Here is a 12,635-nt window from a genome sequence, read left to right on the forward strand (position 1 = left end):
TCTGCTATGTACCTTTGCGATTGTCTCATGTTTTGGCATCATATTATTTGGCCATTTTATGAGGCAATCGCGGATTGATTTTTAAAAATTGCTCAATCTGTAATTGTTGTTTTACCACAGCTTGAACGCCAACCCGGACTGATTGGATCATCTCTGTAAACTTCCACGTTTTAATTTTTGCAAAATCAGGTTCAATAACCAATACATCTCCAGAATTAACCACATCATTATCGATAGATTCTCTAAGGAGAATTTCAAATGATCTCGCCAAAACATCCACAAAAGTTGTTAAGTACTCTCGATATTGTAATTTATATAAATTTATAGCGAGAATATGAGTACACCCGCTTTCACGTAAAGCCTGTACAGGAATATAGTGGCGCATAGCGCCATCTGCTAAAAGATACTCGCGAAAGGGTACTGGGCTAAAAATAGCTGGTAATGCACAGGAACCTAGTAGACATGCTGGCAGTTCCTCCTGATGAATGGGTAAAGCACGTGGGAGTTGGGGAATACTGACGTTCGAAGGTTCTATTCTCATGATTACCGGATCGCCCGAAAGTAAGTCTGTGGCAACAAATAGAACTGGAATTCGGCATTCTCTTCCAATAAGCAATTTATGAAAATATTTTTTGAGTTTGTTGCCGTGGATGAGACCGCGTGGGTATACTTGAATTAATCTGTTCCGATGAGGAATAGCGTGAAAAAATGTTGACATCACTGCCGACGTAAGAGGGAAACCGTAGTCTAAAAGCTTATAGCCAGGAAATTGTTGGATAAGATGCTTCAATTCCTGATCACGATAACCATACGCATAGAGAGTTGCCACAATGGAACCAGCGCTTGTTCCAGCCAGGTGATGGGGGCGTATTCCCATTTCTTCTAGTGCAGAAAGAACGCCAATATGAGCTGCAGCTTTTAAAGTGCCTCCACTTAGTGCAATGCCAATGACTGGATTGGACATGTTGGAACACCTCTGTGTCATTAAGATAGCGACAATCTCTCGATGCTGGGCAGCGAGTGTATATAGGAGAGTTGGTTTTAATTTGGAAGATGATTTCGAGCAATTCATTCGTGAATTTTATCATTTGACGGGCCTTGATTTAGCCATGTATAAAAGACAACAAATGCAAAGAAGACTTGCCGCCTGGGGAGAACGATTAGGATACTCCACATTTCAGGAATTATCCCATGCAATACATGAAAATCCTAGCCTGATTCACACACTGCTCGATAAAATGACAATTAATGTATCAGAGTTTTTTCGCAATCGTGATCGATGGAATTCACTGGCCAGTCATTTGAGTACGTTAAGTTCTGGATCCAGACTCCAAATATGGAGTGCAGCGTGTTCTACTGGTGAAGAACCATATACCATTAACATCCTTTGTAAGGAACATTTAAAAATTGATACCCGTATTTTAGCGACAGATATCGACGAAGATGTATTACAAAAAGCGAACGAAGCAAAATATCAAGCCTATCAAGTCCGGGAATTTAACCAACAAGAATTAAATCGATATTTCGACTATGGTGAAAATGTATTCACTTTAAAAAAAGAATATAAGGAAGGTATCGTTTTTAAAAAACACAATCTTTTATCAGACACATATCCTTCAAACATCGACTTGATTGTATGCCGAAATGTTTTGATTTATTTCACTGAAGAAGCGAAAGATCTTATTTTGCATCGTTTTTCTCAAACCCTTAAGAGTGGCGGCCTGCTGTTTTTAGGAAGCACTGAACAATTGATGCAACCATTTACCTATCAATTGAAGTCCATCGCACCCTTTTTATATCAAAAAATGTAAATTCGCAATCTGTAAAATATTTCTTTTTGTATAAGCATCGTTCTCCTGTATCATCATAACCTTGTTCAGTTTTACAGAGGAAAGGGGGGCGATTTCGTGACCAAAGAGCAGAACTTCTCTGCTTCTCCAAATTCTGCTTTGCCTGAAAACGAAACATATCAGGATTCTGTCCTCGATGCCATTGATCGGCTTCAAGAAGATGGTGGAGTGTCTCCTGAAATTTCGCACAGACCTCCTCAACACAAAGTCAGAATTCCGAAAGAAAAGTAAATTTCACTGGGCAGGCGTCTTATAGACGCCATTTTTTTGTTCTTTTGACTAACTTCGGACACGCTAGAGATGATGGCAATGAATTCATTCTGTATAATAGATAGGTCTTAAATGCTCTGTTTGCCTCATTCGAGAAAAGGAGTCGATTGTCTGATATGACTGAATGGATGAACCGTCCAGTGAACGATCCGTCCTTTTCAAAATTGATCATTCCGGCGCAGAATGTTGCTTGTGTCGAAGATGCTAATTCGGCTGAGCACGCTCTGCTCGTTCTCATTAAATCCAGATATTCATCGATACCTGTATTGTCTCGAAAAAATCAAGTCGTGGGTACAATTAGCAAAACCATCATTCTTGATCATGTTCTCGGTCTGGAAAGAATTGAAGTAGAACGTCTTTCCACGATTCAAGTGGGACAAATTATGTCGAAAGAGATTCACGAGATTCGCTTGGAAGACAGTTTACGCAAAGCTATCCAATTAGCTATTCAAACGCCATATTTATGTATAGTTCAAAACGGTCTCTTTCACGGGTTAGTGACACGTAGAGCTTTGTTAGCTTACATAATTGAACAAACCAAAGTACCTGCTCCAACAAGATCGGCTGAAAAGGTGTGACGTTCTATGACACGCCGTGCGCAATTGGGTTACGGTCTAGTGAGTCTAGTATGTTTGCTTGCCCTGTCGCTCGGAGCCATGGACTTCTATTATCACAAAATATTTCCGATTGCTCGTGCTGTCCAATTAGCCGCTGAGAGAAAAATGATTCGTTACCATGTGCATCCTTTAACTTACAGTGAAATTCCGAGTTTTTATCGAGATGCGGTCATTGCAACAGAGGATAGGAGATTCGCTTGGGATCCTGGCATCGATCCTGTTGGCATATTACGGTCGTTTATTGTTGATGTAGAGAAAGATGGTTATGTAGAAGGAGGATCAACAATTACTCAACAACTGATTGACAATACCATCTTGCATCATCGAAAAACGATACCTTATAAAATTCATCAAGCCTTAGATGCCATTGGTCTCTATGATACGATGTCTAAAAAAGAGGTTTTCCAATTATATGCAAACGTTATTTATTTTGGTCACGGTGCTTACGGGTTGTATAATGCGTCAGAAGTGTATTTTCATTTACCCCCGAATCGTTGTAATTTAGGTGAATTGGCCATGCTGGCTGGTTTACCCAATGCACCTAGCGTATATGACCCTTTTAAATCCATGCGTTTAGCTCGTTTACGAGAAAGTATAGTTCTCGAGAATATGGTCGATGATGGTCTGTTGAGCGTAAAGCAAAGCCAGACAGTCTATGCACAACCCATTCGATTAGCCACTCTACAATAGATATAAGCAACTTTAGGTTGGTTTTGGCCAATCCCTATGATACACTTTCTCATTGAAGTAAGTCCTTTTATATTAAATATCGATTTGTCGATCATTTCTTTGAGACATGTGACATGATATTGAAGGGGAGAATACACATGGACGTAAAACTTCCTCAATTAGGTGATACTGTACAAGAATGTTTGGTCACCTCATGGCTGAAGCAAATTGGCGACTCTGTAACAGAAGGAGACGGTTTGCTAGAGGTTACTACTGACAAAGTGACGATTGAAGTACCTGCTGAGCATTCTGGGATTCTAAAAGAACAGTTTGTCAAAGTGGGCGATCGCGTTCTTACTGATCAATTGATTGCCCGAATTGAGTCTTTAATATGAATTTAACAAACCATGTTCTCAAATAAATTTATCCATCAAATGAAAAATATATTGAAACAAAAAACCTCCATTCACTGACAAGCGAATAAGGAGGTTTTTTGTTTTATTGCTTCTTCGTTTTTCTTCCTTCTCTAATCTACAGAACCATCTACCTTTCTGTTTAATCTTCCAATCTCCCAATTAAAAAATTTGCAAATATGGACTAGTTTTAGCTTGTCCAGCGTATGCATGAAAATAATCCAACAAACAGGAAAGGAAGATGAGTTTGCGAACCCGCACAACTTCTCTGGTGCTATGGTGCGCCATGTTTCTCTGCCTCCTGTGGCTGTTTTTTCCCCAGACTCAACGCCCAACAAATAACGGATCAGTTCGAGAAGAAAAAACATCGAGCATTTTGATTCCAGAATTACATATAGCAAATCTTGAATGGCCATTTCAGGCTCATTTAACAATAAAGGAAAAGAGAAATATTTCCATACCTCATTCTTCGATTTATAGTGAGAACAGTGTATTCTTTGAGCCTAAAAATTTAGTTTTGAAGAGAAAAGTGATGCAAAATGCAAAGCAAATTTTAAATCATCCTGCTTTGATAAGATATAAGGTAGAGTCTGGCGACACGCTCTGGTCTATTTCAACCATTTATCATGTTCCCATTCAAACTATCGAGTTGGATAACGGTCTCGATTCAACCACCATTTATCCTGGACAAGTTTTGCTCTTGAATCACCCGCGGTTGGTTCCATTAGAAATTCCTTCCACACTAAAAAATGTACCACGTAATTTGTTGCCAATTTATATGCAAGCTGCGGCAAAGTACCATATCCCTTGGACCATACTAGCAGCCATTCATAAAACCGAAACTGATTTCTCCACTGCTGGATTTATTGAGTCTTACGCTGGTGCGATCGGGCCAATGCAATTTATGCCAGCCACTTTCGCTGAATTTGGTGTCACTGCCCCGGGTCAAACAGGAGCACCTAATATCCACAATGTAGAAGATGCAATTTATTCTACTGCCCATATGCTTTCCGTATGTGGATTTGATCATAATCCATGGCAAGCAATTTGGGACTATAACCACTCTACCTATTACGTCGATCATGTATTGACGCTAGCTAACTTCTAATTGCGAATTCTTTCTTACATCAAGATCATTTGGCTCAAAAAAACATAACCAGAGATTGAATGAACTTATCGAGATCGGCAAAACTGGGAGGGATGGAATTATGGAGTAAGGAGGCCTGAAACTTGAATTTGTTTCAAACGCAGTCAGATGATAATTTATCTGCAGAGTGGTTGAATTATTCGCCATCTTTAAGAAAACTTATGAAAAGCATTGAATACTGGGATACTCGTGAGCGTTTTATGGCTGAGAATGCACTTGCAAGCCTTTGGGCAGCTAAACATGTCAGTCCTATTCAGACAGATTTGGTGATTTTAAAAAATGGGCAATTATTCGGGCTCATGACAGGTCACCTTTGGCCCAGTCAAAAACTTTACTTTATAGAGTACATTGCGGTAGCAGGGAAATCGACATCTGAACAACATTTCTATCGAATGCGGCTAGTTCGCGAAGCTATTGATTGCAGTCAGGAGCATGGTTTTCACGGCTGGGTAGGTTGTTCACCAGATCGTTCAGATATACGAATATGGAAAGATTTAGGATTTTGCGATCACGGTGACTTGATTTATCGTCGCATGGGTTATTTTTTGCAGTAACCCGCATACTCTTCAATAACAACATGAGCGGTACAAGTGCTTGCTTCCTAATGATCATGTGGGATATACTATAGATTGATTGAATTGAAGATGCGGATGTAGTTCAATTGGCAGAGCGTCAGCTTCCCAAGCTGAATGTTGCGGGTTCGAGTCCCGTCATCCGCTCCAGAAAAGACAAGGCTTCCGAGATGTTTATCGGAAGCCTTTTTTCGTGTAGAATCCACAAATTCACTACAAACTTAATTTTCGGATTCCAGCAATTGAGAGAATTTATCAACCGCTGAAGAAAATCAAGAATGAATATTTTCAAACTTGCGTTTATGCTCTTCAATTTGTTGAAATGCCTGTTCTGGCAATGATTTTTCTCCTCCAATAAGACGAGCTTTTAATATCAATTCTGCTCCTTCGTCAAGTGTGGCGAGCAACTGTGCCGTTTCTACAGGAGATTTTCCAAACGCTAAAACTCCGTGATTAGCTAGAAGGACAGCAGAAATGCCTGGTTTTAGTTTTACCGCTTCAACTATTCCATTCACGGACGCATTAGAACCTCGAGGTGCCCATTTAATAACAGGTGCTGGTTCAGTCATTCCAAACCGCATAAGTGGTTCGTACACTACCGGAATAGGTTCGTGTGCAATGGCAAAAGCTGTTGCATTTGGGGCATGCGTATGAATAATGCCACCTACCGATTCTCTCGCTCTATATACAGCAGCATGCATTTGTATAATTTCAGCTTGAGCTGGCATAACTTCGCCTTCCAGAACTGTTCCATCTGTACGAATGACCGCAAAACTATCTTCATCTAAATTTGCAACATTCCCACCGCGTGTCATGAGCATAGTGTCTGAGGATAGCCTAGCAGACAAATTCGCATGAAAACCCCGGAACATAAGACCTGCATCACGAAGTAAATTTGCGGCATTGATGATATTTTGTTTACTTTCTTGAATATCCACCATGTATAACCCTCCATTGTGTTAATGATATCATACTGTATATTACAGTATATTATTTTGATGTCAATAGATAATTCATTTATAAGTAAAAATTTAGATAAAATTAACTGTTGAGTATATATGCAACTTCAATTATACTGTTTAACACAGTATGATTTCTTTTCAAATTGTATAGAGAGGGATTTTAATGGCAAAAGATACTAGTTTACCAGGGAAACAAAATCGTCATTTACCAGCTTTTATTTTGTTGTTTTTATCAAAAGAAGATACACATGGTGGTGCTCTTTGGAACAGAATGAACGAAATGATGCCGGCTAATTGGGGAATTGATAGTGGAGCGGTGTATCGTGTTTTACGTGATTTAGAAGAACGTCAATGTGTTACATCTTATTGGAATACAGAAGATACTGGACCAGCTAAACGTATTTATCATATAACTCCTATAGGATTAGATGAATTAAAAATGTGGTACGAGGACATATGTTTACGAAAAAAAAATCTGGATTTTTTTATACATGAGTATGAATCCTTGAATAGAATCCACGAGTTCAATGAAGAGACAAAAGAGTGAAACAAGTATCCGAACAGACATATCAATCTTGGTATAGATGGATTATATTTACTGTTGTTGTGTCGGGTACATTTATGGTGAATGTAGACAGTAGTATTATGAATGTTGCCCTGCCGGTTCTTGAAAAAGATTTTCATACAACGCCACAAGTTTTACAATGGGTGATTTCTGCATACTTACTTATGATTACAGGAATTTTACCGATTATAGGAACTCTATCAGATAGATTAGATAGAAAAACTGTTTTTTTAACAGGTATTGGTATATTCACTTTCGGTTCTTTACTTTGCGCTTTCTCTGAAAGTATTTTACAATTGATAGTTTTTCGAATTTTCCAGTCTATTGGCGGCGCTATTATTATGGGAAATGTTATGTCCATTGTTTCGTATATATTTCCGTCAGGTGAACGAGGTCGGCCTTTGGGTTTGGTTGGAAGCGTTGTAGCAGCTGGAACCATTGTCGGACCTTCCTTAGGTGGTTTTTTAATTTCTTCGTTTGGATGGCGATCTGTATTTTTAGTGAACTTGCCAATAGGTGCAATTTCGTTTATTGCAATAATTTTTGTATTAATGTCCATTCGTAGCAACCAAGCGAAAAATTCATTTGACGTGATAGGAGCTAGTTTATATTTTTTGGCCATTATTTGCTTACTACTGTTTATGTCGGAAGGTTCGACATGGGGGTGGGATAGCCTGGTCAGTTTTGTGACGATAACCATCTCCATTATCTCGTTTCTATTTTTGATTAGACGAGAAATATCGATAGAACATCCTATAATTCAAATTTCATTATTTCGTTCAAGCGCATTTTCAATTGGTAATTTTACTGGATATATATCCTATATCATGATGATGTTTCCGGGAATTTTACTGCCTTTGTATATGCATCAAGTATTACATATCTCTGAATCTCATATTGGATTTCTTCTTACACCACAGGCTGTATGCATGATTCTCTTTTCTCCAATCGGGGGATGGTTAGCTGATAAATATGGAACACATGGTCCAGCGATGATAGGATTATTATTCGCAACACTAGGACTCGGATTTATGTCAATGTTTCATATCCATACATCCTATTTAAATATTGTGATCGCGCTATCCTTATTTGGCATTGGAATTGGTTTATTTACATCCCCTAATAATGTTGCTGTACTTGAAAGTGCACCACTCGAAAAATCGGGAATTACAGGTAGTTTAATGGCTACCGTACGGAATTTTGGAAGAGTTTCAGGCGTAGCTTTATCTGTATTATTCTTACAACTATCGGGAAATCATTTGTACACGACTCAAGGATTTATTCACGCCACATCTTTTTCATTTACCATGGGGTTCTTTATAGGAATACTAGGGATACTACTTACTTTGATTCGGTTGATCATTCAACGTAAATTACGTGCGTTATGATAATGTCAAATCATTTTTTGTCTAGTAAGATTATTAAAGTAAAACATCCATCCAAATTTTCAAACTTGTAGCTAATATAAGTGCAGCAAGTATGAATCGAAGCCATCGGGTATTCATGTGTTTACTGATTCGAGCTCCTAGGGGAGCACCGAGTATACTTGCCCAAATCATAATAAGGGCTGGACCTAGTAAAACATCACCAGTAGAAAGTTTTCCTATGGTTGTACCAATAGAAGAAATGAGCGTTATAGCTAAAGAAGATGCTATGGTGACTCGCGTTGGAATTCGTAGAACGACAAGCATAATAGGCACTAAAATAAATGCGCCTGCCGCACCTACAATTCCACACAATATGCCTACTATAAATGAAGCTATGACAGCAATGGAACGCTGAAAGGTAATTTCTGTTACAGGAATTTCTTCTAATTCTTTGTTCGAGAAAAACATCATTATGGCAGCTACAGTCGCTAAGGAAGCATAGATAATATTGATCGTCGATTCAGGTAAAAATTTAGCTCCGAATGCCCCAATAAAACTTCCAATAAGGATGGCGCTACCCATGTATGAAATAAGCTTCCAATGGAGGAAATTCCCTTTTCGATAAGCCCATACTCCGGATCCTGCTGCAAATAATACCTGAACTGCACTGATGCCAGATACCTGGTGAGCTGTAAATGCTGCAACTCCCAGTAAAGGTGGTATATAGAGCAATAGTGGGTACTTGACAATTGAACCACCAATACCAAGCATTCCTGAAATAAACGAGCCTACCAATCCAATCGTTAAAATGGTAACAAAAGTAGCTAAACTCATAAACACATCCCCTAACAACATGAATAAAGTAGATATTTGTTTATATGCTCAGCTGGACAAGATTATACGTGTAGGGGTATGTAGGGTGGGAGACCATCGGTATATGGATATGGATTGATGCCATTTTGCACTTGCCTTATCATTGAGTTATTCAGAGATTGGGGCAAGTAGTCAGGTTTAAACCATTTTGCCTGGATCACTCGGATCACTCAGATAAGGGGGAATGGAGAGCATTGCTGAAAGGCTCAGAGGCTGGAGTCACAGTGACATTGAACACATACACTTCATCTTTTCTTCAAATAAAAATAACAACTACGATAAGCAGAATCGTCGACGGAACAAATCTCATGAGTACACCGATATGAAATCCAGTTACTTCCTTAGTGAAAATGTCTGAAATGAACGACAAATTTGTTTTGATTTTTTTACATAAACAGACATTGCATCAACACTACATTTGGATAAATCAAAGAATACGGTTGATTGAAAAGTTCATTGTATTTGAAAATGACATGCTTTGCTGAGTTACCCTTACAACTTGTTATATTCTTGGCACGAGAATTGCTGATACATTGGTATGTAAGTCAATTATGGAAAGGATTGACGATCATGAGTTCAGCACAAGTGAGTTCAATTGGGGAGTTTCGTGTCCCAAGCGTGGTCTATTCAGGAATCGGATCGCTGGAGAAACTGGGAAGTGTAGTATCGAATCTTGGATCACGGGTGTTGGTTGTAACGGACAAGATTATGATGGATTTAGGACATGTTGAACGAGTTTCAACCCTCTTGAAACAATCCGGTCTGGAATACACGGTGTATGCAGGTGTGAACGCAGAGCCGACAGACATACATGTTGAAGAAGCACTAAGTGAATTTATCCAGCATCATTGCGATTTGGTCGTTAGTATTGGTGGTGGCAGTTGCATAGACGCAGCCAAGGCAGTCGCCGTTATGGCTGTTCACGAAGGTTACATTGGACAGTACATGGGGAGTAACAGGTTGTTCGATAAAACGCCAATACCTTTGATTGCAATTCCGACCACAGCGGGAACCGGATCGGAAGTAACAAGCGTTACGGTTATCACTCATACAAAAGCTGATATTAAGATGATGATTCGCCAACCGGCACTGATTCCATACGCGGCTATTGTCGATCCGTTGCTCACCATTTCGTCTCCACCTCAGGTGACAGCTGCTACGGGAATTGATGCGCTTTGCCATGCGATAGAGGCGTATATTTCAAAGCGGAGACATCCTCTCACTGATACGTTAGCTATGTCGGCAATTCAAAAAATTGTTAACCACATCGAAAGAGCCTATGTCAATGGTGAAGACCTCGTGGCTCGTGAAGCCATGTCCATTGCAGCGATGGAGGCGGGTATGGCATTTACCAATGCTTCAGTTTGCCTCGTGCACGGTATGTCTCGTCCCATCGGAGCAGTTTTTCACGTTCCGCACGGTGTATCGAACGCAATGCTGCTGTCAACGGTTTTGGAGTATTCGAAAGATGCTTGTACAGATCGACTTGCAAATATTGGCCGAGCGCTGAATCTCGGAGATGAGAGCAGTTCTGACGAAGATGTAGCCAACAGTACCGTTCAACACGTGTCGCAGCTTTGTGCAAAGTTGGATATTCCCAACATGAAACAATGGGGCATTGATGAAAACGAGTTCATAAAGACTTTAGACAAAATGGCTACGGATGCAATTGCAAGTGGAAGTCCGGCAAACAATCCGAAGGTACCTTCTCATGAAGAGATTGTACAACTCTACAAATCAGCTTATGCAATGGACTTTTCTTTTCAATGAAGAAAACTCGCGCGTAAGTTTGCAGGAGTTGTTTGAAGATACTTTATATAAGATACCCATTTGGGAGGTAGTGGACATATGACAAAATCGTCAACAGAAATTAAGACCCTCAAGAACTATATAGGCGGTCAGTGGATAGAGGCACAGACTGAGAAATATGAGGACGTACCGAATCCCGCAACAGATCAAACAATAGCCCGCGTTCCACTTTCGACCCCAAACGACATTGATATAGCTGTCAAAGAGGCGACTAAAGCTTTTGCGCTTTGGAGTAAAACACCTGTTCCCAAACGAGCTCGAATCCTCTTTCGGTATCAACAACTGCTGGTTGAGCACTGGGACGAACTCGCTCGCCTCATCACCGTTGAAAACGGCAAAAGCTATAAAGAAGCCTATGGAGAGGTGCAACGCGGTATTGAGAATGTCGAGTTTGCTGCTGGTGCTCCAACACTGATGATGGGGGAACAGTTGACGGAAATTGCATCTGGGCTCGATTCTGCCATGTATCGTTATCCGGTTGGTGTTGTCGCAGGGATTACGCCGTTTAACTTTCCAATGATGGTTCCATGCTGGATGTTTCCGCTTGCCATTGCTTGCGGCAATACCTTCATTCTCAAACCGTCCGAACGGACACCAATGATGGCGCAGCGTCTTGTGGAACTGTTCAACGAAGCAGGACTTCCGCAAGGCGTCCTCAATATTGTTCACGGTGCTCATGACGCCGTAAATGGTTTGCTGGAACACAAAGGTATCAAGGCAATTTCCTTTGTCGGATCGCAACCTGTTGCAGAGTATGTCTATAGAACGGCTGCACAAAACGGAAAGCGGGTGCAAGCTTTAGCGGGTGCAAAGAATCATACGATTGTTCTTCCGGATGCCGATCTCGATTTGGCTGTAGAGCAAATCATTGGTGCAGCCTTTGGTTCTGCTGGGGAGCGATGCATGGCTTGTTCCGTAGTTGTTGCAGTAGGAGATATTGCAGATGAGCTTGTTTTTAGACTCAAGGAAGCATCGGATCAGATCCGGATAGGAAATGGATTGAATGAAGAAGTATTCTTGGGTCCGTTAATTCGTGAGAGTCATCGTCAAAAAACTCTCGGCTACATTGAATCTGGCGTGAAACAAGGGGCTCAGTTGGTGCGCGATGGTCGTTTAGACAGTGTCGAAGAAAATGGATATTTTGTAGGTCCTACCATCTTCGATCAAGTCAGTACGGAGATGACGATTTGGAAAGATGAGATTTTTGCACCGGTACTTTCCGTTGTACGCGTCAACACGCTCACCGAGGCGATTGAATTGACGAATCAATCCCGGTTTGCCAATGGTGCCTGCATTTTTACTGATAGTGCGAGTGCGATTCGGCAATTTCGAGAAGAAATCGATGCTGGTATGCTTGGAGTCAACATCGGGGTGCCTGCACCGATGGCATTTTTCCCGTTTTCTGGTTGGAAAGATTCGTTCTATGGTGACCTTCACGCAAATGGCAAGGACGGCGTCAATTTCTACACCAGGAGAAAAATGGTGACTGTGCGAATGTAATCCTTTGGGACATTAACACAC

At 40.5% G+C, this 12,635-nt stretch carries 15 protein-coding genes and 1 tRNA gene; 12 read left to right on the forward strand and 4 right to left on the reverse strand.

The genetic code is table 11. The annotated features are described in order from the left end of the window. Positions 1-43 precede the first annotated feature (43 nt). A complete protein-coding gene (locus FY534_RS06455) occupies positions 44-964 on the reverse strand; it encodes a patatin-like phospholipase family protein (protein ID WP_072875233.1) in 921 nt (306 codons plus the stop codon). A gap of 82 nt (positions 965-1,046) precedes the next feature. Between FY534_RS06455 and FY534_RS06460 the strand changes: the two genes are divergently transcribed. The 5 genes from FY534_RS06460 (at position 1,047) to FY534_RS06480 (ending at position 3,801) form a co-directional block, all read left to right on the forward strand. Further along, a complete protein-coding gene (locus FY534_RS06460; RefSeq protein WP_203115458.1) occupies positions 1,047-1,811 on the forward strand; it encodes a CheR family methyltransferase in 765 nt (254 codons plus the stop codon). 96 nt (positions 1,812-1,907) lie between these two features. After that, positions 1,908-2,081: a hypothetical protein gene (locus tag FY534_RS06465; RefSeq protein ID WP_165612039.1), complete on the forward strand. Its 174-nt coding sequence runs from the start codon at positions 1,908-1,910 to the stop codon at positions 2,079-2,081. Positions 2,082-2,236: 155 nt separating this feature from the next. Next, entirely contained in the window at positions 2,237-2,698 is a 462-nt protein-coding gene (gene cbpB / locus FY534_RS06470) for a cyclic-di-AMP-binding protein CbpB (RefSeq protein WP_072875231.1), read from the forward strand. A 6-nt stretch (positions 2,699-2,704) separates the two neighbouring features. Then, complete coding sequence (locus FY534_RS06475) at positions 2,705-3,427, forward strand: biosynthetic peptidoglycan transglycosylase (protein ID WP_072875230.1); 723 nt, start codon at positions 2,705-2,707, stop codon at positions 3,425-3,427. A 137-nt stretch (positions 3,428-3,564) separates the two neighbouring features. Continuing rightward, complete coding sequence (locus FY534_RS06480; protein ID WP_072875229.1) at positions 3,565-3,801, forward strand: biotin/lipoyl-containing protein; 237 nt, start codon at positions 3,565-3,567, stop codon at positions 3,799-3,801. 180 nt (positions 3,802-3,981) lie between these two features. On the opposite strand, the gene FY534_RS14820 is transcribed toward FY534_RS06480, so the two are convergent. Then, entirely contained in the window at positions 3,982-4,107 is a 126-nt protein-coding gene (locus FY534_RS14820) for a hypothetical protein (protein ID WP_255567418.1), read from the reverse strand. 244 nt (positions 4,108-4,351) lie between these two features. On the opposite strand from FY534_RS14820, the gene FY534_RS06485 reads away from it, so the two are divergent. The 3 genes from FY534_RS06485 to FY534_RS06495 all read left to right on the forward strand — a co-directional run bounded on the left by FY534_RS06485 (position 4,352) and on the right by FY534_RS06495 (position 5,688). Continuing rightward, complete coding sequence (locus FY534_RS06485) at positions 4,352-4,927, forward strand: lytic murein transglycosylase (protein ID WP_203115459.1); 576 nt, start codon at positions 4,352-4,354, stop codon at positions 4,925-4,927. A 122-nt stretch (positions 4,928-5,049) separates the two neighbouring features. Beyond that, entirely contained in the window at positions 5,050-5,520 is a 471-nt protein-coding gene (locus FY534_RS06490; RefSeq protein WP_203115460.1) for a hypothetical protein, read from the forward strand. Positions 5,521-5,612: 92 nt separating this feature from the next. Further along, positions 5,613-5,688, forward strand: a tRNA-Gly gene (locus FY534_RS06495). A gap of 122 nt (positions 5,689-5,810) precedes the next feature. Here the strand turns inward: FY534_RS06495 and FY534_RS06500 are convergent. Next, entirely contained in the window at positions 5,811-6,479 is a 669-nt protein-coding gene (locus FY534_RS06500) for a class II aldolase/adducin family protein (RefSeq protein WP_072873240.1), read from the reverse strand. A gap of 184 nt (positions 6,480-6,663) precedes the next feature. Between FY534_RS06500 and FY534_RS06505 the strand changes: the two genes are divergently transcribed. Beyond that, positions 6,664-7,047, forward strand: a complete 384-nt coding sequence (locus FY534_RS06505; RefSeq protein WP_203115461.1) for a PadR family transcriptional regulator — start codon at positions 6,664-6,666, stop codon at positions 7,045-7,047. Then, complete coding sequence (locus tag FY534_RS06510) at positions 7,044-8,453, forward strand: MFS transporter (RefSeq protein ID WP_072873238.1); 1,410 nt, start codon at positions 7,044-7,046, stop codon at positions 8,451-8,453. Before FY534_RS06505 ends, FY534_RS06510 begins: the two co-directional genes overlap by 4 nt. A 33-nt stretch (positions 8,454-8,486) precedes the next feature. Here the strand turns inward: FY534_RS06510 and FY534_RS06515 are convergent, their stop codons facing one another. Next, positions 8,487-9,266: a sulfite exporter TauE/SafE family protein gene (locus FY534_RS06515; protein WP_072873237.1), complete on the reverse strand. Its 780-nt coding sequence runs from the start codon at positions 9,264-9,266 to the stop codon at positions 8,487-8,489. A 609-nt stretch (positions 9,267-9,875) separates the two neighbouring features. Here FY534_RS06515 and FY534_RS06520 point away from each other — a divergent pair. Next, the gene (locus FY534_RS06520) at positions 9,876-11,075 is read left to right on the forward strand and encodes an iron-containing alcohol dehydrogenase (protein ID WP_304503230.1); all 1,200 of its coding nucleotides are present in this window, start codon (positions 9,876-9,878) and stop codon (positions 11,073-11,075) included. A 78-nt stretch (positions 11,076-11,153) separates the two neighbouring features. Next, a complete protein-coding gene (locus FY534_RS06525) occupies positions 11,154-12,614 on the forward strand; it encodes a CoA-acylating methylmalonate-semialdehyde dehydrogenase (RefSeq protein ID WP_238413697.1) in 1,461 nt (486 codons plus the stop codon). Positions 12,615-12,635: the final 21 nt, after the last annotated feature.

This window comes from Alicyclobacillus sp. TC (genome assembly GCF_016804365.1).
In the GTDB taxonomy this organism is placed as follows: Bacteria; Bacillota; Bacilli; order Alicyclobacillales; family Alicyclobacillaceae; genus Alicyclobacillus_I; species Alicyclobacillus_I tolerans.